Source organism: Lacticaseibacillus camelliae DSM 22697 = JCM 13995 (assembly GCF_001436615.1).
Classification (GTDB): Bacteria; Bacillota; Bacilli; order Lactobacillales; family Lactobacillaceae; genus Lacticaseibacillus; species Lacticaseibacillus camelliae.
In genome coordinates this window covers 1-22,087 of the sequence record NZ_AYZJ01000067.1, presented here as the reverse complement: position 1 = coordinate 22,087, position 22,087 = coordinate 1, and the positions used below count along the sequence as shown (strand labels likewise).

Genomic DNA, 22,087 nt, shown 5'->3' with positions numbered 1-22,087 from the left:
TGCGCTGACGCTTGCATTTTGCGGCGCGCTCCCGTAAAATAATTGAGTACTTGCGCGGTTAGTGTAATGGATCGCACGTGAGATTCCGGTTCTCGAAATCCGGGTTCGACTCCCGGGCTGCGCAGCATTCAAAAGAGAAACGCCACTTGGTTGGCGTTTTTTTGTTGGCTGAAAGGCGCTTACCAGCGCACCTGGCAAGTGGAATATGCTAAACTAACGCTGACCGAAAAAAACTTTGGTCAAAGACTTTGACCTTTTTTGACGTTAGTGCTAAGCTTAGCACTGTAGTTTTAAGAGTGCTAAATACTCGTTAGGAGGTTCCACTATGCTAGTTCCGACAGTTATTGAACAAACCAGCCGCGGCGAGCGTTCGTATGACATATACTCTCGCTTGCTTAAAGACCGGATCATTATGCTGTCTGGGGAAATCAACGACCAAGTTGCCAATTCGGTCATTGCCCAGCTTCTGTTCCTGGACGCACAAGATCCTGATAAAGACATTTACCTTTACATCAACAGCCCTGGCGGTGTGATCACCTCCGGTCTGGCGATGCTGGACACCATGAACCTGATCCACGCGGATGTTCAGACCATCGCCATTGGCATGGCAGCGTCCATGGCTTCCGTGCTGTTGGCGGGCGGAGCCAAGGGCAAGCGCTTTGCGCTGCCAAACTCAGAGATCCTGATTCACCAGCCATCCGGTGGTGCTCAGGGCCAGCAAACAGAAATCGAAATTGCGGCGGAAGAAATCTTGAAGTCACGCAAGAAGTTGAACAAGATTTTGTCTGACGCGACCGGCCAGACTGAAGCCAAGATCAAGAAGGACACTGAGCGGGATAACTACATGACCGCGCAGGAGGCCAAGGATTACGGCTTGATCGACGATATCTTGACGTCGAAGGCCGACCAGAAGTAAGGGGTCATCTAAGTACCGGCGTTAACGTGCCGGTGCTTTTTTTAATGAAAAACAGGTGAGAAGGGTCCCGAATGACCAAGTTTGAAAATCGCGCCACTAAATTTGGAAATCGGTTTCTTTACGAAAAAAAGCGGTATTTGGGCAACAATTCTTCTAATATGGGAAGAGTTTTCGCCTTTTGGGCAAATCTCTTGCACCGTTTTCACGAGGCGGCTATAATAGAAAGCGTTGGTAAGGGAGATCCGGGTTAGCTGGGGTCCCAAAATTTTTTTGCCACCACTGGGTCACTAGGTGACACGGTAGGACGTCAAACGACCCACAAGAAGGACAATGAGCAATGCATTCTGAGTTCGCTTGGATCGAAGCAATCGCCCCAGACTTTATGGGTGTGATTACGCAACGTTATCAGATCTTGCAGTTCATCAGCTGGATGTCGCCGGTCGGTAGACGGGCGTTAGCCGAGCAGATGAAACTAAGCGAACGGGTCCTGCGGACGGAGACCGAGTTTCTCCGGAAGCAAGGCCTGATCAAAAGCTCGAAGTCTGGAATGGTCCTTACCAGCCAGGGCATCGAAGTCTTTCAAGGCCTGGAGCAGTTTATGAATCGACTGCTGGGGTTTAAGGAAGACGAGAAGCACCTCGCCGATAAGCTCGGCATTGACCACTGCTTGATTGTCAGTGGGGACGCTGATCAAAGCAGCCGGGTGTTGGACGAAATGGGCAAGGAACTGAATTCAACGCTGCAGCTGATTTTGCCTAGCGGTCAGCTGACCATCGCAGTGATGGGCGGCACGACAATGGCGCGCGTGGCTCAGCAGATGACTTACAAGCTGTCTGCCGGGCGTGAGCTCACGTTTGTGCCGGCCCGCGGCGGGGTCGGCGAGGCGGTGGCGATTCAGGCCAATTCCGTGGCGGCCAGCATGGCCGAAGCGACGGACAGCAAGTACCGCGTGTTGTACATTCCTGAAAACGTGAGTGCGAAAACTTACCAGCCATTACTTCAGGAACCCTCCGTGCGCGAAGTGCTGCAATTGATTGACAATGCCCAGGTAGTGATTCATAGTATAGGGGATGCATTGGTCATGGCCAAGCGCCGATCAATGTCTCCTGAGGCCATTGCCAAGCTCACCAAGCAACATGCTGTTTCAGAAACTTTCGGCACGTTCTTTGATGCGAGCGGCAAGGTGATTTACAAGATCCCAAGAATTGGGTTGCAGATTCCGGATCTTGATCATATCCCATATGTGTTTGCGGTTGCCGGGGGCCGTTCCAAGGCTAAGGCGATCACGGCATATATGAAAAATGCGCCAAGTCGGACGTGGCTCATCACGGACGTTGGCGCCTCAAATGCGATTTTAACTGGGGAAACCCGTTAGAATAAAACTCTTATTTCCTAAAGGAGGAAATTTTAGCATGACTGTTAAAATTGGTATCAATGGTTTTGGCCGTATCGGTCGTTTGGCCTTCCGTCGCATCTTTGAATTAGGTGCCAAGAGCAACGATATTGAAGTTGTTGCCATCAACGATCTGACCAGCCCAGCGATGTTGGCTCACCTGCTGAAGTACGATTCTACTCATGGTACATTCCCTGGTGAAGTCAGCGCTACCGACAACGGTATCGTTGTTAACGGCAAGGAATACCGTGTTTATGCTGAACCTCAGGCTCAGAACATTCCTTGGGTTAAGAACGACGGCGTTCAGTACGTTCTGGAATGCACAGGCTTCTACACCTCAGCTGAAAAGGCTCAGGCTCACTTGGATGCCGGCGCAGAACGTGTTCTGATTTCCGCACCTGCTGGCAAGATCAAGACCATCGTTTACAACGTCAACGATGACACCTTGGACGCAAACGACAAGATTGTTTCTGCCGGCTCTTGCACGACCAACTGCTTGGCCCCAATGGCTTACTTCCTGAACAAGGAATTCGGCATCGAAGTTGGTACCATGACAACGGTTCACGCTTACACCTCCACTCAGATGCTGCTTGACGGCCCTGTTCGCGGTGGCAACCTGCGCGCTGCGCGTTCTGCTGCTGTTAACACCATCCCTCACTCAACTGGTGCGGCTAAGGCTATCGGCATCGTTATCCCAGAACTGAACGGCAAGCTTCAGGGCCACGCACAGCGTGTCTCCGTTGTTGACGGCTCCCTGACCGAATTGGTTTCCATCCTGAAGACCAAGAACGTGACGGCTGACCAGGTCAACGCTGCGATCAAGAAGCACACTGACGGCAACCCAAGCTTTGGCTACAACGCTGACGAGATCGTTTCGTCTGACGTTATCGGCACAACCTACGGCTCAATCTTCGACCCTACCCAGACCGAAGTAACGACCGCCGGTGACTACCAGCTGGTTAAGACGGTTGCTTGGTACGACAACGAATATGGCTTCACTTGCCAGATGATTCGTACCCTGCTGAAGTTCGCGACTCTCTAATTTAAAACCTTAGAGCATTAACGATTTCAACCGTTATGAAGGGGGCGGAGGGAGTATCTCCCTCCGCCTTCTTTTTATGACAGAATGTGCAAAAACACACGCGCATTTCCCGGCCTATTGTGGGCTGGGCTTGCCGTGCCAAACCGCTGGTTTGGTAGGGCAAACCTAGTCCCCAGTGGCCAGGTGGATGTGCACAAAGCATTCCAACATTTTAGGAGGGTTTTATTCAATGGCTAAATTGATCGTTTCTGATCTAGACGTGAAGGACAAAAAAGTCCTGATCCGCGTTGATTTCAACGTGCCGATCAAAGACGGCGTCATCGGTGATGACAACCGTATCGTGGCAGCACTGCCAACGATCCAATACGTGATCGACCATGGCGGCAAGGCAATCCTGCTGTCTCACTTGGGCCGCGTGAAGACCGAAGAAGACAAGGCTAAGTTGAGCCTGCGTCCAGTTGCAGAGCGTCTTTCCGAACTGCTGAAGAAGCCGGTTACCTTTGTCCCAGCCACTCGTGGCAAGGAACTTGAAGACGCAATCGCTAAGATGAACGACGGCGACGTTCTCGTCATGGAGAATACGCGCTTTGAAGACCTTGACGGCAAGAAAGAATCCGGCAACGATCCTGAACTGGGCAAGTACTGGGCATCCCTGGGCGACCTGTTCGTCAACGATGCGTTCGGTACCGCTCACCGTCAGCACGCTTCCAACGTCGGCATTGCGTCCAACATGCCGCAAACGGCTGCTGGTTTCTTGATGGAAAAGGAAATCAAGTTCTTGGGCAACGCGGTTGAAAACCCGAAGCGCCCATTCGTTGCCATCTTAGGTGGGGCGAAGGTTTCTGACAAGATCGGCGTGATCCGCAACCTGGTTCCTAAGGCTGACAAGATCATCGTCGGTGGCGGTATGACATACACCTTCTACGCGGCTAAGGGCCTGTCGGTTGGCAAGTCACTGGTTGAGAAGGATAAGATTGACCTGGCAAAGCAGATTATGGACGAAGCCGGCGACAAGCTTTTGCTGCCAGTTGACAACGTGGTCGCAACCGAGTTCTCGAATGATGCGCCGCACAAAGTTGTTGAAGGCGCCATTCCTGACGGTTACATGGCTTTGGATATCGGTCCTAAGTCCATTCAGGACATCAAGGATGCGCTTAATGGTGCCAAGACGGTTGTTTGGAACGGCCCAATGGGCGTGTTCGAAATGCCGAACTATGCTAAAGGCACCTTGGAAGTCGGCACAGCCCTTGGCGATCTCAAAGACGCAACCACGATCATTGGTGGTGGTGATTCGACCGCCGCTGCCAAGCAGCTCGGCATCGCACCGAAGATCACTCACATCTCCACTGGCGGTGGCGCAAGCCTTGAATACCTGGAAGGTAAGACTCTGCCAGGCATCGCGGCAATTTCCGACAAGTAAGCTTCAGTTCTGAAAGGAAGTTAATTATGCGCACACCTATCATGGCCGGGAACTGGAAAATGAACAAGAACCCGGAAGAAACACAAGCATTCCTGGACGGCGTTAAGGGTAAGCTCCCTGAATCCAGCAAGGTTCAGACCGTCATTGCTGCTCCTGCAATTGACCTGACCACACTGGTGGCCGGCGCCAAGGGCACACCACTTCAGACTGCGGCAGAAAACTGCTACTTCGAAGATGCTGGTGCCTTCACTGGTGAAACCAGCCCGAAAGCCCTCAAGGACATGGGTCTGGACTATGTCGTGATCGGCCACAGCGAACGCCGCGGCTATTTCCACGAGACTGACCAGGACATCAACAAAAAGGCGAAGGCCATTTTGAAGAATGGCCTGCTGCCAATCATCTGCTGTGGTGAAAGTCTCGACCAGCGTGAAGCTGGCCAGACCAACGACTGGGTTGCTTCTCAAGTTGAAGCAGCACTGGCTGGCATCTCGGCTGCTGACGTGAAAAACAGCGTCATCGCGTACGAACCGATTTGGGCCATTGGCACAGGCAAGACTGCCTCTGCTGATCAGGCACAAGAAGTCGTTGCGCACATTCGTTCAATCGTTGCGAAGCTTTACGATGCCGAGACTGCGGATGCTGTCCGCATTCTTTACGGCGGTTCCGTTAAGCCTGCAAACGTCAAGGAATTGATGGCCAAGCCTGATATCGATGGCGGCTTGGTTGGCGGTGCATCGATGGATCCAGAAAGCTTCGTTGCCTTGGCCAACTACCAAGACTAATCCCACAGTTTTTCTGTGGTAAACTAAAAACGATAAATTCTGCCTGTTAAAGGCGATTAAAAGGAGAAAACATATGTCTATTATTACAGATGTTTTGGCCCGCGAGGTTCTTGATTCCCGTGGCAACCCGACTGTTGAAGTTGAACTTTACACGGAAGACGGCGGCTTTGGCCGTGCGCTTGTTCCGTCAGGTGCTTCCACCGGTGAACACGAAGCCGTTGAGCTTCGTGACGGCGACAAGTCCCGTTTCGGCGGCAAGGGTGTTCTGAAGGCCGTTGCCAACGTGAACGACGTCATCTCCAAGGCCGTTATCGGCTTGGACGCAACTGAACAACGCCTGATCGACCAGACCATGATCGATCTTGATGGTACCCCGAACAAGGGCAAGCTTGGCGCCAATGCGATTCTTGGCGTTTCCCTGGCTGCAGCCCGTGCTGCTGCGTCCGAAGTTGGTCTGCCACTCTACGAGTACCTTGGCGGCCCTAACGCGCACGTGATGCCAACACCGATGATGAACGTCCTCAATGGTGGCGCGCACTCCACGAACACCGTTGACTTCCAGGAATTCATGATCATGCCTGTTGGTGCGAAGTCCATGCGTGAAGCGATTCGCATGGGTTCTGAAACCTTCCACGCGCTGCAAGCTGAGCTGAAGGCTAAGGGCGACATCACTTCCGTCGGCGACGAAGGCGGCTTTGCTCCTAACCTGAAGGACAACGAGGAAGCCTTTGAGCTGCTTGTTGAAGCCATTCAGAAGGCCGGCTACAAGCCGGGCGAAGACGTTGCGATCGCCTTTGATGTTGCTTCTTCTGAGTTCTACGACCCAGAGACCAAGAAGTACACCCTGAAGTGGTCTGACCCTGATACTTCCTACACGACCGACGAATTCATCGATCTGCTGGCGAAGTACATCGACAAGTACCCGATTGTTTCAGTCGAGGATCCGATCGACGAAAACGACTGGGAAGGCTGGCAGAAGTTCACCGCCAAGATGGGCGACAAAGTCCAAATCGTCGGCGATGATCTGTTCGTTACCAACACCGATTACCTGAAGAAGGGTATCGATATGGGTGTTGCCAACTCCATCCTGATCAAGCTGAACCAAATCGGGACGTTGACCGAAACCTTCGAAGCCATCGAAATGGCCAAGGAAGCCGGTTACACCGCGGTTGTTTCTCACCGTTCTGGTGAAACTGAAGATACGACGATCGCTGACTTGGTTGTTGCAACCAACGCCGGCGAGATCAAGACTGGTTCCATGAGCCGGACTGATCGGATCGCGAAGTACAACCAGTTGATGCGGATCGAAGACGAACTCGGCAAGTCTGCAACGTACAAGGGCCGCAAGTCCTTCTACAACGTTAAGGCAATCGACTAGTCTGGCCCGCGCCAGTGCACATTTAACGTTGAGTTAAGTGCGATAAAGCATCCTGCGATTCTGCAGGGTGCTTTTTTTGATTGGTCAGCCGAAAAATTCACACTTTCTTCACAATTCACTCGCACACTATTATGTGACTGTTTTTATTCTACCAACTCACGGGGGAGTGACATCATGAACGAAGAACAAAGGGAAAAAAGCCCATGGCGGCGCAACCTGAACGTCTTGTGGGGGTGCACGTTTATTGCCGGGATCGCGTTTTCCGAAATCACCCCGTTCATGTCACTGTATGTCGGTGAGCTGGGCAATTTCACCAAGGCACAAGTCTCCCTGTACTCCGGCCTCGTGTTCGCCGCGACTTTTTTTGTGACCGCCATTGTGTCGCCGCTGTGGGGCGCGCTGGCCGATCGTAAGGGCCGCAAGATCATGCTGATCCGCGCAGCGGTCGGCATGGCCGTCGCGATGTTTCTGATGGGGCTGGTCACCAACGTCTGGCAGCTGATCGGTCTGCGAGCGCTGCAGGGCCTGTTTTCGGGGTTCATTTCGAATGCGCAGGCGTTGATCGCCTCGCAGACGCCACGCAACCACGCCGGCAGGGCACTTGGCACGCTGGTGACGGGTTCCACCTCTGGCATGCTGATGGGGCCGGTGATTGGCGGGCTGCTGGCCCAGTTCATGTCGATCCGGGTGACCTTCTTTATCACTGCCGGGCTGTTGATGTTGGCGGGCCTTGCCTCAGGCCTGTTCGTCAAAGAGTACTTTGTGCCGGCACCGCGTAAGAAAGGCGGCAAATCAGGTTTGGCCGGGTTGCTGGGCCAATTTGCGAACCCTAAGCTGATCATTGTGCTGCTAATTTCGACCATGATCGTTCAGCTGGGTAACGCGTCGATTTCGCCAATCATCAGCCTTTACATCAAAGAGTTGATGCACAACGCCGGGCCAGTGGCCTTGGTGGCCGGGATCATTGCCGCCTTGCCTGGGCTGTCCAACATCTTAGCGGCGCCGCGGCTAGGTGACTATGGGGACAAACACGGCTCCGGCAAAGTGCTGATTGCGGGTTACTTGTTCGCGGTCGTCATGTACTTTCCCCAAGGCTTTGTCACCAGTGTTGTTCTGCTCGGGGTCCTGCGGTTTGCCATTGGGATCTCCGATGGGGCACTGTTCCCCACGATTCAAACGCTGCTGACTAAGAACTCGCCGGCCTCGGCGACCTCAGCGATTTTCTCCTGGAACCAGTCGTTTCAGGCGCTGGGCAACATGTTTGGGGGCCTGCTGGGCGGGCTGCTCGGCGGGATCTTTAACTACAATGTCGTGTTTATCTCCACGGCCGCGTTGTTGCTCATCAACTTCATCATTTTGTGGTTCACGGAGCCGTCGCTTCGGCGCGGTTAGGTTCGCATTTTATGCGGCCCTTTTTTTGCTGTATAATGGAATAAGTTTCTTTGGAGGTGTGACATGCAAAAGGCTTCAAAAACCGTCGATCCCACGCGGCTGCGCTTCGTCCTTTTTGGACTATTGGTGGGCCTTTTGACTGGCGCTGTGGTGGCGGCGTTTAGATTATCGATCGAGCGGATCTTGTCCTTCATGCAGTCGCTGTATCGCGCGGCGACCCCAGGGCTCTTGGCCCTGATCGTGCTGGGCAGTATTGCCGCCGGCCTCGTCGTTGCCTGGATGCTGAAGAGTGAGCCGAATATCTCAGGGTCCGGGATCCCGCAGGTCGAAGGGCAGCTGCAAGGGGAGCTTGAGTTTCATTGGTGGTCGATCCTCTGGAAAAAGTTTGTCGCCGGGATCATCAGTATCGGCCCGGGGCTATTTCTGGGCCGGGAAGGGCCATCGATTCAGCTGGGTGCCGCCGTGGGTCAAGGCGTCGCCCAAGGGTTTAAGAAACACGGGTCAGACCGGCGCATCATGATCGCCGCCGGGGCCGCCGGGGGCTTAGCCGCCGCGTTCAACGCGCCAATTGCCGGCACCATGTTTGTGCTTGAAGAGGTTTACCATAACTTTAGCCCACTGGTATGGATCACCAGTTTGGCAAGCGCCGTGGGGGCCAACTTCATTTCACTGAACGTCTTTGGTGAAGTGCCGGTTCTGCACTTGGTTTACGATCGCCCCTTGCCGGTTTCTTTGTACTGGCATTTGCTCCTTCTGGGGGTCCTGCTTGGTGTTTTAGGGTTCGCGTATCAAAAAACGTTGCTCGCGATGCCCAAGCTGTATTCCTACACGCACATTCCGCGGGCGCTGCAGGGGCTGGTGCCGTTTCTTCTGGTGATTCCGATTGGCCTGCTGGATCCGGCCATTTTAGGCGGTGGCAACGGGCTGATCACTGGGTTTAACAGGAGCATTCCCGCGTTTGGGGTGCTGCTGGTGATTTTTGCGCTGCGGTTCGTTTTTTCCATGGTTTCGTATGGGTCCGGGCTCCCCGGCGGGATTTTTCTACCGATCCTGTCGCTTGGTGCGGTGATTGGGGCGGCTTACGCGGTGCTGATGGGCGACATCGGCTGGCTGCCGCGCGCCTACGAGATGAATCTGATCATTTTTGCCATGGCCGGGTACTTCGCCGGCATCGGCAAGGCGCCGTTTACCGCCATTTTGCTAATCACCGAGATGGTGGGCAACTTGACCAACCTGATGGCCATGGCGGTGCTGTCTTTGGTCGCCTATGTGGTGGTCGACCTGTTGGGTGGGGCCCCGATTTATGAGTCGCTGCTGCGGCGGATGACAACCAAGAACCGGCTGCAGGCGATTCACCGCATGGACCGCCTGGAGCTGCCGGTGTACGCCGGTAGTGTTCTGGACGGCATGGCGGTGCGCGATTTTAAGTGGCCCAAGGAAACGCTGCTGATGGCGATCAGACGCGGCGAGGACAGCCTGTTGCCGCATGGTGACACCGTGATCCACGGCGGGGATACCCTGGTCATATTGACCGATGCCAGCCGGCGGGCGGCAGTGCGCAAGCGGCTGCACGAGCTGGCGGAAAAAATGAGTGAGCAGGAGTCTTAACGAGGTTGCCCAGCGCGTGGTGATGCGCAAACTCGACTGGTCTTGACGCTGAGTTTGTGATAATCTACTACTAGTAACCATTTGCAAGGGAGGGAAAAACTTGCAGACCCTTTTTACGAATTTACTCATCATCGACTCGATCCTCATCGTGATCGCGACCCTGATGCAGCCAAGTAAGCAGCAAGATGCTTTAAGTGCGCTGTCTGGCGGCGCCACCGACTTGTTTGGTAAGCAAAAATCACGGGGCTTTGAAGCGTTTATGGAAAAGGTGACCGTTGTACTGGGCGTCCTTTTCTTCGCCTTCTCGCTCGTCTTAGTGTATCTGGCATCCCACTAACGAAGGTCTCCTGGTGAACAGGGGCCTTTTTTTGGAGGCAGGCACGTACGCAGCTGATTAAGCAAGCCGAAATTGCGGTGAGTGGTTTGGCTGGCCTGCGCTTGGATGCGGCCAATTAATTTAGAGATTGAAAGATTTTTATCAAAAGAAAACGAGGGACATGTATGACCACAGTCGGCCACTTAAGAAATGAATTACTGGCGACGTTTCGGCGCAACCCGCAGATCGGTTTTTCCACTGCGTCGCTGAATCGCGCGCTCAAATTGACGTCTGCCGAGGACTTTAAGGTGATGGTGCAGGCGCTCACCGGGCTCGAAAATGATGACTTGATTCATCAAGACGATAATCAGCGCTACATGCTCGGCGGCAAGCCGCAGAGCCTGGAAGGCGTGTTCCACGGCAACGAAAAGGGCTTCGGCTTTGTTGCCATCGAAGACCAGGACAATGATATGTTCATTGCCCCGCCGAACACCAAGTTTGCCATGGACGGCGACACTGTCGAAGTGACGGTGGTGCACCAGGCCCGGCCCGGCGACACCCGCGGCCCTGAAGGCGCGGTCACGAAGGTGGTCGAGCGCAAGAATACGCGCTTGGTCGGCGAGTACGCGCCGCTGTCTGATGCGGAGCACAGTCGGACCGGGTTCATTGGCACGGTCACCAGTCATGAGAAAAAATTGGCGCGCTATCCGATTTTTATCAAGGATAACGGCACCGTGCCGGAACGCGGCGACATGATCATGGCCGAGATCACCGAGTTTCCGAACGCCGACCGGCCGAACAGCATGGTCGGTTTGATCGTTCAGAACCTGGGCAACAAGAACGCGCCTGGGGTCGACATCATGTCGCTGGTGCTGGCCAACGATATTTACGTGGATTACCCGGATGACGCGATGGCCCAGGCCAACGGCATTCCGGATCACGTGACGGCTGAGGACCGGTTGGGTCGCCGTGACATCACCGATCAGCCGGTGGTCACCATCGACGGCGATGACTCCAAGGACTTCGATGACGCGGTGGTGGCATGGAAGCTGCCCAACGGCAATTACCATTTGGGTGTCCACATTGCGGATGTGTCCTACTACGTCACGGAAGGCTCGCCGCTGGACAAAGAAACATACAAGCGCGGCACCTCGACTTACTTGGTCGACCGTGTCATTCCGATGCTGCCATTCCGGCTCAGTAACGGTATCTGCTCGCTGAACCCGAATGAGGATCGCTTGGCCATGTCGTGTGACATGGAGATCGATGGCGAAGGCCATGTGGTCAGCCACGAGATTTACCAAAGCGTCATTCGGTCCCACGGCCGCTTGACCTACAACAAGGTCAACCAGGTGCTCGATGGCGATCCTGATGCGACTGCCGAATACGGCGACTTGGTCCCAATGCTCAAGCTGATGGCGGACCTGCACAAGATCCTTTACAAGATGCGCCATGGCCGCGGCGCCATTGACTTTGAGGAAAATGAAGCCAAAATCATTGTGGATGATGAAGGCCACCCGACCGACATCGTGCTGCGCGAGCGCGGCGTGTCCGAGCGCATGATCGAAAGTTTCATGCTGCAAGCGAACGAAACGGTCGCCGAGCATTACAACCGCATGCACGTGCCGTTCCTGTACCGGGTCCACGAGACGCCGGATGAGGACCGGATCAAGGACTTTGTTGATTTTCTGGCCACGTTCGGCCTGCAGGTCCCGATCAAAAAAGGGCAGCAGGTGACGCCAAAGATGCTGCAAAACGTCAACACCGAAGTCGCCGGCACACCAGAGGAAATGATGGTCAACGTCAAGATGCTGCGCAGCCTGAAGCAGGCGCGGTACTCTGACGAGCCCCTTGGCCACTTCGGGATCGCCGCCAAGTACTACTGCCACTTCACGAGCCCGATTCGCCGTTATCCTGACCTGGTCGTTCACCGGCTGATCCGGACTTACGCGATCGAAGGGACCGGTGACAACGTTCAAACCAAGTGGGCGGAGAAGCTGCCGGACATTGCGGCCCAGGCCTCGACCCGTGAGCGGCACAGTGTCGACGCCGAGCGCGCCGTGGACGACCTCAAGAAGGCCGAGTTCATGGCTGACAAGGTCGGCGAAGAGTTTGATGCCGTGGTTTCCGGCGTTGCCGGATTTGGGATGTTTGTGGCCCTGCCGAACACCGTTGAAGGGCTGGTCCACATCACCCGGATGACGGATGACTATTATGGCTTCCTGGAAAGCCAGATGGCGCTGATCGGCGAGCGCACCCACCATATCTACCGCATTGGGCAGCCGGTGCGGGTGAAGCTCGAAGCCGTCGACGTTGAACAGCGTCAGGTCGACTTTTCGCTGGTGCCGACGGCTGACACCCCGACAACCGATCTGGCCGTGCCGAAGCAGCCCCGCCGCCAGCCGCGGCACGATGACCACAAGGCCGGTGCGCCCAAGCCTGGCGATCAGGGCAAGCGGCACAATGCCAAGCGCCCGACCGGCCACGCCAAGCCGTTCCGCAACACGATCGGCAGCCAGGTCAAGGGTCACGCGACCCGTGGTGGTAATAAAGGAAACAGACATTAGCCAAGGAAGGTGAGCCGATGGCAAAGAAAATGAAGCCAAAGCCCGATAACCTACTGGCCCAAAACAAAAAGGCCTGGCACGATTACAACATTCTCGAAACTTACGAGGCGGGAATCGCCCTGACCGGGACTGAAATCAAGTCGGTGCGGGCAGGCAAGACCAACTTGCGTGATGGGTTCATTCGCATTACGAATAATGAGGCCTGGCTGGTCAATGTGCACATCAGTCCTTACAAAGAGGGCAATCAGTTCAATGTTGACCCGCTGCGTTCTCGCAAGCTCTTGCTGCATAAAAAAGAAATCGCCAAGCTGCTTGCTGCTTTGACCCAGCAGGGTAAAACCGCAGTGCCGCTGCGCATGTACCTGAAGCATGGCTACGCGAAGGTGCTGATTGGCGTGGCGGAAGGTAAGAAGCTTTATGATAAGCGTGAAGCCTTAAAGAAAAAGGACCAGAAGCGTGAAATGGCCCGGGCACTGAAAGAACGCTATTAACACAAAAAATCCAAGCCGGGTGGGCTTGGATTTTTTTGTCGTCTTCAGAGCCGCAGAAACACGTCGAGCCGAATGTAGGGCCAATTGCCTTTCATGGTCCAATCGGTGATCTTGGCGTAGACGTTCAGGCCGGCGTCTAACAGGCGCGCGATGACGATGTTTTCTTTCTTTGGGAGGTAACCGAGCTTGCGGCCGCTGGGCGTTTCGACTCTGGTCGCGAACGCGTCATAGGCGTTTTTCTCGCGCAGCAGTTTGACCTGCATGCCCAGTTCCAGGTCGCTGGTCAAAGTTTCTGGGTCGGCGACATGGGCGGTCCCTGCGACGTGATGGTTGATGAGAAGGATCTCGTCTCCTCCGGCAACATGCTCAGCTTGACTCGGCATCCCGCCATGCCAAGGGGTCAAGCCGCTACCACCGGCGACCGGCTTGATTTCAAATTCACTCATTGGTTTCATCTCCTAAGTCGCCCACCAGCTGCCCGTAAAGGACGATATTGGCGGCGACCTGCTGTTTCAGCTGGTTGAGGGTCAGTTGTAAGGTGGCCTGGTGATGCGCGCGCCAGGTCTCGTTTTGGAGCTCTTTCTCGATGGTGAGCGGCCACTTTTGATGGAGCTGGACGTTGCGCCTCCGCTCCCTGGCCAAATCGGTCAACAGCTTGGCCAGCTGCTGGTGCAACTCAGGCAGTGATAAGGCTTCATCATCGCCATCATCCAGAATCGCCGCGATGGTTTGCAAAACCGCCAGCAAGCCGTTTGCATAGGCATCAAGGACAATCAAAAATAATTTGGCATCGGCGGCGCTTTGATGAGGATGTAAATCGGGGTGCAACGCTTTGATCAGCTGCTTGTACAAGGCGTTCAGCTCGTCCGTCTGGGGAGCGGATAACATTGGCAGGGAGAGGTACTCCCTCGCAGTGGTCAGCTGACCGCGCATAACCGACAGCGAGTGGACCCGTTCTTCAAACTGCTGCGTCACCCGCACTTGAATTGCAGGGAGGTCGATGGGGAGACCGCGATTGAGGTACTGACGAATCAGCCGGATCCGGTAGGCCGTTTCGTCCCGCTTCAGCTCGGCCTCATAAAGCGCGATCTCCAGGGGGCCAAATTGGGTCCAGTAAAAGGCCTCGAGGTTGGGGAGGCGATGGTTGGCCAAGGCGTCATTTTCCTGGACCGCATCCAGGAGCAGTTCTCGCACAACGTCCAGGCGAAGACGCGCCAAAGCCAGCTCGGGCGAAGACATTAATTCGTACATGCGGCGCACCTCCTTTTAAATCTATTATCCAGCCACGAGAAACCGGTTGCAAGCCAGGCCTAAAAAAAGACCCGCTTGTAGCGGATCTGTGCTGCGCTTACGCGTAAATGTAATCGCGCGTCAACGGTAAACCGGTGCCTGACGGGGCCTTGGTGACCAGATACTGAATGACATCGATGTTGCCCGATTCGAATGAGGCACCAGCGGCCTGAAGGTAAAGGTCCCACATCCGGGTGAACTCGTACCCGAACTTCTGCTGGATCGTGTTGCGGTGGGCGTTGAAGTTTTCGTCCCACCGTTCAACGGTGTGCTGGTAATGGCGCCGCAGCGGCTCCAGATCGGAAATCTGCAGGCCGGCATTGATAATGTTATCAATGTTTTCGCTCAGACCGGGAATGTAGCCGCCTGGGAAGATGTACTTGTTGAGCCAGGCATTCGTGGCGCCGCCTTGCTGCCGGGTGATCCCGTGGATCAGAGCTGATCCGCCGTCGGCCAAGAGCTTGGTGACATCTTTGAAGTACAGGGGCAGGTTTTCCTTGCCGACATGTTCGAACATCCCGACTGAGGTGATGTAGTCGTACGGCCCATCAGTCAGTTCGCGGTAATCTTCGAGCAGGACCCTGGCGTGATCTTGCAGGCCCAAGTCCTTGATGCGCTGGTTGACGAAATCGTACTGCTCCTGCGAAAGGGTGATGCCCGTGACGTCGAGGTGGTAGCGCTTGGCGGCAGTCAGCATCAGCGTGCCCCAGCCGCAGCCGATATCCAGGAAGCGGCGGCCCGGCTGCGGGTCGAGCTTGCGGAGGATGTGATCGACTTTGTTTTGCTGCGCTGACGTCAGATCCTGATCCCAGTCGTCAAAGTAGGCGCAGGAATAGGTCATGGTGTCGTCCAGCCAGAGTTTGTAGAAATCATTGCCCAGGTCGTAATGCGCCTGAATGTCCTGTTTACTCTTTTTCTCCGTGTGTGATTGCTTCGGAATGAAGCGCATCAGCTTTTTGTTGCGCATAAACGAGCCGGCGCTTTCGTAAGCGGCCGTGATGACCTGCTGAAGCGGGAATTGACCGCCCCCGGTCACATCGACGTCACCGCGCATGTAAGCCTCGCCAAGGGCCAATGAGGCGTTTTTAAGCAGGTCCCTGACCGGGATGGCCTTTTTCATGTGAACGGTGATACTTGGGGTGCCTTCACCATATGTCTTTTGCGTATGGTCCCAGTATTCCACTGTCACCGGAATATTGAACGAATGCGCAAACATTTGGTCGTAAAATTGTTTCTCGAGCATGTGTGACCTCCTTAAAATCTGTTCTAAGTTACTTTACTCTTTTCACCGCGAAAAGAAAAATGACAACCCCTGAAAAACTGCGTGCAACATTGTGGGGATGCCACTTTCATCGGCATTGAAGCCGCCCGGTCAAAATTGTTTTCATAAAATAATTGGCGATTTTCAGGCCTCGTCGTCAGGCTCGTCAAGCGTGTAGTAAAGGTCCTTTTCCGGGAGCAGCACTTCCGCGCGGGTGGCGGCGTCAAGCGCCTTGGCCTCACGTTCCGGGTGGAAGCTGTGCCAAGGCACGATGATCCGCGGTGCGACCATTTGCGCCAGCTTGATCAGATCCGGGCGCGTGGCGTGGCCGGAGCAGGAGAGAAAGCGCAGCGGAATCTGATGCGCGGCGAGGAAGTCCTTCAGTTGCTGAAAGCGGGGATCATAATCGCCCAGTGGTTCGCCGTTGGTGTGGACGTACTGCGAAACCGGCAAAGTCGCCAGCCAGTCCAAGTGCGCAAAGGCGCTTTCCAGCACATACTGGGCTGGCGCTTGCCGAATCGTTGCCAGCTCGATGGTTTCGCCAATGACTTGGTCAGGGGCCTGGTCAGTCATCTCGGTCAGCACGGCTGCGTCCGGCTTTTCCCAAACCATCTGCCGGCCAGCCTGGTGGGCTACAGTTTGAATCGCCGCCAGCCGCGCGTAATTGCGGATGTAGGGGTTGATGGCCACAAGCGCCGGGGCTTGCTTCAGCACTGCCAGCAGGTGGTCCTGGAAGCCTTGCTCGGTCAGCGGCACGCTTGGATGGGCCTGGTCTTCAACCGGCGTTTCGGTGTCAAAGGAGAACGTGGTGCCTTCGATCATGAACATGGCGAGCTTTTTGTCGTGAAACACCTGGGCCCAGTGCGCGACGCGTTCGGGGTGTGGGCCATTGAGACGAACGTCACCGGAGTGCGCGTACCAGCGCTCACCATCGCCGACAAGCAGGGCCATGACGCCGGGCTCGTCGTGATCAGACGCGAAGCCTTCAACGGTGAACGCGCCAACGGTCACGGGAGTTTCAAACGGCAACGGGTGGAGATTGTGAACGGGCTTTTCGATGCCCAGTCTGATCAGCGTTTTGTACAGCTGGTAACTCGGCGCCGACAGGTAAATCGGAATGTCAGACTTGAGGTACTGCAGCGCGCCCATGTGGTCGATGTGCAGATGGGAAATAAAGATGGCCTCATGGGCCCAGGGATCTTCCGCTAGTCCAAAAAGTTCCGGCACGTTTGGCAGTTTGCCGTGGTCGATCGCCGAAGCAACGGTTTCGTCGGTGAGGTCCGCCGCCACCCCAAAGTCCATGATCACCCGACTGTCGTCAGTTGAAAATTCGACGATGTTGCCGCCAATTGTGGTGAGTCCATTCAAGAATCTGATTTGCGTCATGATATCCTCCTGGTTAGCGGCGGTGCAGGCCGCGCTTGTACCGCCTAATCGTAATGGTTCATTTTACGCCACTTTGCGGCCAAGGTCACGCGGTGAGCGCAGAGCGCGGCCGGTCAAAAATTGGGGACTGGGGGTTTGACAAAAAAAGAGCCGGCCGAGGCCGACTCTTTGTCGTTCATTTTGGTTACTTGGCATCTTTCAGAATTGCTTCTGTCTTCTTCTGCAGCGTGCCCATGGCATCGACTGGCTTGGTGTGCTTAGTGGTCATGGAATCAACCGCGTCAAGCAAGTCGTTACGGTACTCGGTAAAGCCTTTAAAGGCAGTGGACTGGAAACCGGAATCCAGTGAGTCAACGGCCGCCTTGTTCACTTCGTGCTTTTGCAGGTAACTCTGGAAGCCGGCATCCTTGACCGCGGACTTGCGCAGCGGCACGTACCCAGTCTGTTCAGCCCACTTGATGGTTTCCTTCTTAGAGGTGAGGAACTTCATGAAGGCCCAAGCACCTTTGCGCTGATCCGTCGAAGCGGACTTGAACATCACAAGGTCATTGCCGGCCAGTTCAGTGGCTTTCTTGCCCTTGTAAGAAGGTACCGGGGTGGTGTTCCATTCAAAGCCCTTCGGTGCATCTTCCTGCATCGAGGAAACACCGGCTGAGGAGCCGATGTAGAAGAGGGTCTTGCCAGAGGTGAAGTTCTTGTCGCCGTAAATATCTTCACCGGCGGTCTTGGCTTCGCCGTCCTGCAGCATGTTGAAAATCATGTTGGTGACTTGCATGGTCTTCTTGGAGTTCAGGTTAGCCTTCAGTCCGGTCGTGACTAGCGCATTGCCATTTTGACGCGCCAAGGCTTCGAGCTCCATATCGAAGGATTGGTCAAAGCCGACCACTGCCACGCCCTTGCTCTTGAGCGTCTTGCCCAGGGCTTGAAGTTCTTCCCAAGTCGTTGGCACTTTAGTGACACCCAGCTTCTTCATGAGCGCTGGCTGGTAGTACATGATGCGAGTCGACTTGGAAAACGGCATGGAGTAATACTTGCCCTGATACTTCGAGCTGGAAATAAACGCTGGGTAGATGTCGTTCAGTGAACTCTGACTCAACTTATCACTGCCCTTGAGCATGTATGGATCCAGCGGGGTGATGAAACCGTTGGAAACATAGTCGGGAACGGTGGTGTAGGTCGTCTGCGCGATGGTCGGCAGTGACTTGGACTTGGCGCCGGCCATGATCTTCTGCTGCAAGGCGGTGTAATTGCCCTGCGCAGTGCCTTTGACGACGTACTTGTTTTGCGAGTTATTGAAGTCCTTAATAATGCCATCAAGTGCGGTCTTGTAAGGGCCATTCATTCCGTGCCAGAAAGTGATCGTCACTTTCTTATCACTTGTGCCGCTGTTACTTGAAGAATTCGAATTGCCGCAAGCGGCAAGGGTCAAGCCGAGCAAAACGGCGGCTGCCCCTAGTAATGATTTACCCCAAACACTCTTTTTCATGAGTTAAACTATCCTTTCAATCCAGCTTTTGAGATACCAGCAATAATGTATTTCTGTAAGAAGATGTAAACAATCACCATCGGAATGATGACGAAGGTCGAAGCCGCCATCAGCAGCTGATACTGCGTCCCGGCATCGGTGGTGAAGGCTTGCAGCCCAACCGGCAGGGTGCGCATGTTCTCGCTGTTGGTCACGATCAGCGGCCACATGAAGGAGTTCCACGAACCGATGACCTCCAAAACGGTCACGGCGGTAATGGTGGACTTGCTCATCGGGACTAAGACGGTCCACAGGTACTTCCAGTCCGATGCCCCGTCCATTTTGGCAGCGTAATAAATCTGGTCAGGGGTGGACTGAAACGTCTGCCGGAGCGTGAACACGGTAAAGAAACTGGCCAACCAGGGCAGAATCAAGGCCCCGTAGGTGTTGATCAAGCTCATTTTGGACAAGGTGACGAAGTTGGGGATGATCAACATCTCTCCGGGGATCATCATGGTGCCCAGGAAAATCATGAACAGTAAGTTCTTGCCCCAGAACTTGAGCCGGGCGAACGCAAAGGCCGCCAGGATACTCGTCAGCAGTTGGCCAGCGGTCGTGACCACCGTGACGATCACTGAGTTAATGAAGTAACGCAGGAACGGGGCGGCGTGGAAGGCTTCGACGTAATTGTGCCAGCGCAGCACCTTGGGAATCCAAACCGGTGGGACCTTGATGGTTTCCGGGCCGGACTTCAGCGAGGTCGAGATCATCCACAGGAAGGGCACGAGCATCGTCAAGGCCCCGATCGAAATAATCAGGTAAAGTAAGATACGGCTGATTTTTTTTGCCATTGTATGACCTCCTTGTTAGTAGTGCACGTGCTTGCGGGAGTACCACAATTGCACGAACGTGACGAGGAGGATCAACACAAACAGGACAACGCCACTGGCGGCCGCGATTGGGTATTTGTACTCGGTGTAGAACTTCTGGTACAGGTAGTACACGATCGTCAAGTCGGCCTTGCCTGGGCCCGGCGTGCCTTGGAACAGGGCGAAGATCTCGTCAAAGACCTTGAATGAACTGATGACACCATTCACGGAGACCAGGAAGGTGATTGGCGAAATCATCGGAATGGTCACGTTCCAGAACCGTTGCCAAGCGTTTGCACCGTCAATTTCGGCCGCCTGATAGTAGCCTTTATCGATGTTGTTCAGCCCCACCAAGAACAAGATGATGTTGAACCCAAGGCCTTTCCAAATGCTCATGATGATCAGGGCCAGCAGTGACCAGTGGGGATCGGTCAACCAGTTGATGGGGTGGATGCCGACAAGGCTGAGAAAGTAGTTCATCAGCCCGTAGTCGGAGTGATAGATCCAGTTCCACACCATCGCGATCGCGACGGTCGAAGTCACGAACGGGAGAAAGTAAACAGTCCGGAAGAAGCCCGAGAGCCATTTGATTTGGTTGAGCATGAGCGCAATCACGAGTGACAAGACCACCGTGATTGGGACGACCCCCGCCACGAAAATCAGCGTGTTGCGGACCGCCAAGTGAAAGTCCGGGTCATTCCACAGGTAGACGAAGTTGTCGAACCCCATTTTGCTGACTTTATCCGTGTAGAAGTTGTACTTGGTGTAAAAACTCATCAGCAGCGATGAGATGATCGGCCAAATACTAAAGTTGACGGAGATCACCAGCATCGGCAGTAGATAGAGGTAGGCTTTGAGCGATGATTTGAGCGTTGGCTTCTCATTCATCATGAGAATCACCGCCAAAAATCAGAGCGCCTTTGTCGTCGAAAAGGAAGAACCCGGCCTTGGTCAGGAAAAAGTCGCCTTCTTGCTGATCCGCCGGCAGCCCGGCCATTTCGGTGGACAACAGTGTCTCACCGTTGTAGGTCAGGTTGGCCGTCGACTCGCGCCCGTACTTTCTGGCCTGCTTCAACCCGGCGTGGATCTTCGCGACCATGCCCTGGCCGTTGTCGAAGGGGACAATGGCTTCGCTGCGAATACCGGCCGTTTTGGCCTGCGCCAAAATGCTTGCCGGCACGCTGGCGACCAGGTCGGCCTTCAGCGCCTCGGCGGGCAGGGTGTTGATCACCGGCTCGCCAATAAATTTGGCGACAAACAGGTTGGCCGGTCGGTCGTATAAGACATCCGGGGTTGAGAACTGCTGAATGGTGCCGTGCGCCAGCACCATGATATTGTCGGAAATGTGCAGCGCCTCGTCCTGGTCATGGGTCACGAAAATGGTCGTGACGCCAGTTTCCTGCTGGATGCGGCGAATTTCCTGACGCATTTCGATGCGCAGGCGCGCGTCAAGGTTTGACAACGGTTCATCAAGAAGCAAGAGCGACGGCGATTTGGCCAGGGCCCGCGCGATGGCGACGCGCTGCTGCTGCCCACCGGACAGGCCACCAGGCTTCTTGTCGAGCTGATCGTCCACGTGGACAAGCTTGGCAAGTTCCTCGGCCCGCTTGTACCGCTCGGCCTTCTTGACCTTCTGCATCTTCAGCGGGAAGGCGATATTGTCGCGCACCGTTAAGTGCGGGTAAAGTGAGTAGTTCTGAAAGACCATACCGACCTTGCGGGCCAAGGCGTCTTTTTTCGTGACGTCTTCGTCCCCAAAATAGATATGGCCAGAGGTCGCCGGCAGGAGGCCGGAGATCAGGTTAAGGGTCGTGGTTTTGCCCCCGCCGCTTGGCCCTAATAAAGAAACAAGGGTGCCATCAGGAATCTGAAAATTCAGATGCTTGAGGGTATCTTTCTTTCCATCGTAGGACAAAGTGACGTCTTTAAACGTTACTTTCAACCCAGTTACGCTCCTTCAACTGTATTCGAGTGCCGCCAACTGCCATGAGCGACACTAGATATATCGTAGCAAAGATACGCTCATGCCACAAGATACAGTATGATGACAGATTTAGCTTACCAGATGTGGCAGATGAGAAGGAATGCCTTTGATTCTATCGCATTTATCGAATGGAGACCGTTTCTGTTTACCCTAAGAGTAGGGAGGCAGTGGGCCAGGATTTAAAAACTCTTTGGCCTGTTTTGCCAAAGTCGGCAGTGACACCGATAATGCTTAAAATAATAACAATAGAGGATTTCACTTATGCTTACGATTACCCGACGACAGGGGATGATGAGACGGTTTAATCAATTTTGGGATGGCCAGAGCCGCCGTATCGGCCTTTGAAAAGATAAAACGCCTATCCTCGCATTTGGGCTGAGGCGAAAACTTTGCTATACTCAGTAGGCGAATGGCCAGCGAGCAAGGAGGGGATGTTGCGGCGGCGCTGGCTGGATCAATAAGGCCGCAACAATTACCTCAATTTTCAAGTCAAGTGCAACGATGATAACGAATCCTTGATAGTGGTC

Annotated in this window: 20 protein-coding genes and 1 tRNA gene; 13 read left to right on the top strand and 8 right to left on the bottom strand. The window is 54.6% G+C overall.

Going from position 1 to position 22,087, the window contains the following annotated elements; all coding sequences use genetic code 11:
• Positions 1-52 precede the first annotated feature (52 nt).
• From FC75_RS09590 to smpB, 13 genes are all read left to right on the top strand, one after another.
• A tRNA-Arg gene (locus tag FC75_RS09590) sits at positions 53-124 on the top strand.
• A 201-nt stretch (positions 125-325) separates the two neighbouring features.
• Complete coding sequence (clpP, locus tag FC75_RS09585; protein WP_056989759.1) at positions 326-916, top strand: ATP-dependent Clp endopeptidase proteolytic subunit ClpP; 591 nt, start codon at positions 326-328, stop codon at positions 914-916.
• 71 nt (positions 917-987) lie between these two features.
• Positions 988-1,167 (top strand): hypothetical protein, encoded by a 180-nt coding sequence (locus tag FC75_RS09580; protein WP_056989758.1) that lies wholly within the window; start codon positions 988-990, stop codon positions 1,165-1,167.
• Between the two features lie 86 nt (positions 1,168-1,253).
• Positions 1,254-2,291, top strand: a complete 1,038-nt coding sequence (locus FC75_RS09575) for a sugar-binding transcriptional regulator (protein WP_056989757.1) — start codon at positions 1,254-1,256, stop codon at positions 2,289-2,291.
• 37 nt (positions 2,292-2,328) lie between these two features.
• Complete coding sequence (gene gap, locus FC75_RS09570) at positions 2,329-3,351, top strand: type I glyceraldehyde-3-phosphate dehydrogenase (RefSeq protein ID WP_054661729.1); 1,023 nt, start codon at positions 2,329-2,331, stop codon at positions 3,349-3,351.
• A 229-nt stretch (positions 3,352-3,580) separates the two neighbouring features.
• Complete coding sequence (locus FC75_RS09565) at positions 3,581-4,771, top strand: phosphoglycerate kinase (protein ID WP_054661732.1); 1,191 nt, start codon at positions 3,581-3,583, stop codon at positions 4,769-4,771.
• Between the two features lie 26 nt (positions 4,772-4,797).
• Positions 4,798-5,553 carry a triose-phosphate isomerase gene (gene tpiA / locus FC75_RS09560; protein WP_054661735.1) on the top strand — a complete coding sequence of 252 codons (756 nt, stop codon included), beginning with the start codon at positions 4,798-4,800 and terminating at the stop codon, positions 5,551-5,553.
• 73 nt (positions 5,554-5,626) lie between these two features.
• Positions 5,627-6,931 (top strand): phosphopyruvate hydratase, encoded by a 1,305-nt coding sequence (gene eno, locus FC75_RS09555; RefSeq protein WP_056989756.1) that lies wholly within the window; start codon positions 5,627-5,629, stop codon positions 6,929-6,931.
• 174 nt (positions 6,932-7,105) lie between these two features.
• Entirely contained in the window at positions 7,106-8,323 is a 1,218-nt protein-coding gene (locus tag FC75_RS09550) for an MFS transporter (RefSeq protein WP_056989755.1), read from the top strand.
• 63 nt (positions 8,324-8,386) lie between these two features.
• Complete coding sequence (locus FC75_RS09545) at positions 8,387-9,931, top strand: ClC family H(+)/Cl(-) exchange transporter (RefSeq protein ID WP_056989754.1); 1,545 nt, start codon at positions 8,387-8,389, stop codon at positions 9,929-9,931.
• Positions 9,932-10,031: 100 nt separating this feature from the next.
• Positions 10,032-10,268, top strand: a complete 237-nt coding sequence (gene secG, locus FC75_RS09540) for a preprotein translocase subunit SecG (protein ID WP_054661738.1) — start codon at positions 10,032-10,034, stop codon at positions 10,266-10,268.
• A 164-nt stretch (positions 10,269-10,432) separates the two neighbouring features.
• Positions 10,433-12,814 carry a ribonuclease R gene (rnr, locus tag FC75_RS09535; protein ID WP_056989753.1) on the top strand — a complete coding sequence of 794 codons (2,382 nt, stop codon included), beginning with the start codon at positions 10,433-10,435 and terminating at the stop codon, positions 12,812-12,814.
• Between the two features lie 17 nt (positions 12,815-12,831).
• Positions 12,832-13,305 (top strand): SsrA-binding protein SmpB, encoded by a 474-nt coding sequence (gene smpB, locus FC75_RS09530; protein ID WP_056989752.1) that lies wholly within the window; start codon positions 12,832-12,834, stop codon positions 13,303-13,305.
• Positions 13,306-13,349: 44 nt separating this feature from the next.
• On the opposite strand, the gene FC75_RS09525 is transcribed toward smpB, so the two are convergent.
• From FC75_RS09525 to FC75_RS09490, 8 genes are all read right to left on the bottom strand, one after another.
• The gene (locus FC75_RS09525) at positions 13,350-13,751 is read right to left on the bottom strand and encodes an HIRAN domain-containing protein (protein WP_054661741.1); all 402 of its coding nucleotides are present in this window, start codon (positions 13,749-13,751) and stop codon (positions 13,350-13,352) included.
• Positions 13,744-14,556: a J domain-containing protein gene (locus tag FC75_RS09520; RefSeq protein WP_054661743.1), complete on the bottom strand. Its 813-nt coding sequence runs from the start codon at positions 14,554-14,556 to the stop codon at positions 13,744-13,746. Before FC75_RS09520 ends, FC75_RS09525 begins: the two co-directional genes overlap by 8 nt.
• Positions 14,557-14,653: 97 nt before the next feature.
• Positions 14,654-15,838: an SAM-dependent methyltransferase gene (locus FC75_RS09515; protein ID WP_054661745.1), complete on the bottom strand. Its 1,185-nt coding sequence runs from the start codon at positions 15,836-15,838 to the stop codon at positions 14,654-14,656.
• A 162-nt stretch (positions 15,839-16,000) separates the two neighbouring features.
• Positions 16,001-17,242 carry an MBL fold metallo-hydrolase gene (locus FC75_RS09510; protein WP_056989751.1) on the bottom strand — a complete coding sequence of 414 codons (1,242 nt, stop codon included), beginning with the start codon at positions 17,240-17,242 and terminating at the stop codon, positions 16,001-16,003.
• 184 nt (positions 17,243-17,426) lie between these two features.
• Complete coding sequence (locus FC75_RS09505) at positions 17,427-18,728, bottom strand: ABC transporter substrate-binding protein (RefSeq protein WP_056989750.1); 1,302 nt, start codon at positions 18,726-18,728, stop codon at positions 17,427-17,429.
• A gap of 8 nt (positions 18,729-18,736) precedes the next feature.
• Positions 18,737-19,558: a carbohydrate ABC transporter permease gene (locus FC75_RS09500; RefSeq protein WP_056989749.1), complete on the bottom strand. Its 822-nt coding sequence runs from the start codon at positions 19,556-19,558 to the stop codon at positions 18,737-18,739.
• Between the two features lie 15 nt (positions 19,559-19,573).
• Positions 19,574-20,467, bottom strand: coding sequence for a carbohydrate ABC transporter permease (locus FC75_RS09495; protein WP_054661751.1), 894 nt, complete (start codon positions 20,465-20,467; stop codon positions 19,574-19,576).
• A complete protein-coding gene (locus FC75_RS09490) occupies positions 20,457-21,518 on the bottom strand; it encodes an ABC transporter ATP-binding protein (protein WP_056989748.1) in 1,062 nt (353 codons plus the stop codon). Before FC75_RS09490 ends, FC75_RS09495 begins: the two co-directional genes overlap by 11 nt.
• Between the last annotated feature and the right edge of the window lie 569 nt (positions 21,519-22,087).

What these genes read in the sequence shown, in the direction of transcription:
- clpP (WP_056989759.1), top strand. Translation starts at nt 326, where the DNA reads ATGCTAGTTCCGACAGTTATTGAACAAACCAGCCGCGGCGAGCGTTCG.
- FC75_RS09580 (WP_056989758.1), top strand. Translation starts at nt 988, where the DNA reads ATGACCAAGTTTGAAAATCGCGCCACTAAATTTGGAAATCGGTTTCTT.
- FC75_RS09575 (WP_056989757.1), top strand. Translation starts at nt 1,254, where the DNA reads ATGCATTCTGAGTTCGCTTGGATCGAAGCAATCGCCCCAGACTTTATG.
- gap (WP_054661729.1), top strand. Translation starts at nt 2,329, where the DNA reads ATGACTGTTAAAATTGGTATCAATGGTTTTGGCCGTATCGGTCGTTTG.
- FC75_RS09565 (WP_054661732.1), top strand. Translation starts at nt 3,581, where the DNA reads ATGGCTAAATTGATCGTTTCTGATCTAGACGTGAAGGACAAAAAAGTC.
- tpiA (WP_054661735.1), top strand. Translation starts at nt 4,798, where the DNA reads ATGCGCACACCTATCATGGCCGGGAACTGGAAAATGAACAAGAACCCG.
- eno (WP_056989756.1), top strand. Translation starts at nt 5,627, where the DNA reads ATGTCTATTATTACAGATGTTTTGGCCCGCGAGGTTCTTGATTCCCGT.
- FC75_RS09550 (WP_056989755.1), top strand. Translation starts at nt 7,106, where the DNA reads ATGAACGAAGAACAAAGGGAAAAAAGCCCATGGCGGCGCAACCTGAAC.
- FC75_RS09545 (WP_056989754.1), top strand. Translation starts at nt 8,387, where the DNA reads ATGCAAAAGGCTTCAAAAACCGTCGATCCCACGCGGCTGCGCTTCGTC.
- rnr (WP_056989753.1), top strand. Translation starts at nt 10,433, where the DNA reads ATGACCACAGTCGGCCACTTAAGAAATGAATTACTGGCGACGTTTCGG.
- smpB (WP_056989752.1), top strand. Translation starts at nt 12,832, where the DNA reads ATGGCAAAGAAAATGAAGCCAAAGCCCGATAACCTACTGGCCCAAAAC.
- FC75_RS09525 (WP_054661741.1), bottom strand. Translation starts at nt 13,751, where the DNA reads ATGAGTGAATTTGAAATCAAGCCGGTCGCCGGTGGTAGCGGCTTGACC.
- FC75_RS09520 (WP_054661743.1), bottom strand. Translation starts at nt 14,556, where the DNA reads ATGTACGAATTAATGTCTTCGCCCGAGCTGGCTTTGGCGCGTCTTCGC.
- FC75_RS09515 (WP_054661745.1), bottom strand. Translation starts at nt 15,838, where the DNA reads ATGCTCGAGAAACAATTTTACGACCAAATGTTTGCGCATTCGTTCAAT.
- FC75_RS09510 (WP_056989751.1), bottom strand. Translation starts at nt 17,242, where the DNA reads ATGACGCAAATCAGATTCTTGAATGGACTCACCACAATTGGCGGCAAC.
- FC75_RS09505 (WP_056989750.1), bottom strand. Translation starts at nt 18,728, where the DNA reads ATGAAAAAGAGTGTTTGGGGTAAATCATTACTAGGGGCAGCCGCCGTT.
- FC75_RS09500 (WP_056989749.1), bottom strand. Translation starts at nt 19,558, where the DNA reads ATGGCAAAAAAAATCAGCCGTATCTTACTTTACCTGATTATTTCGATC.
- FC75_RS09495 (WP_054661751.1), bottom strand. Translation starts at nt 20,467, where the DNA reads ATGATGAATGAGAAGCCAACGCTCAAATCATCGCTCAAAGCCTACCTC.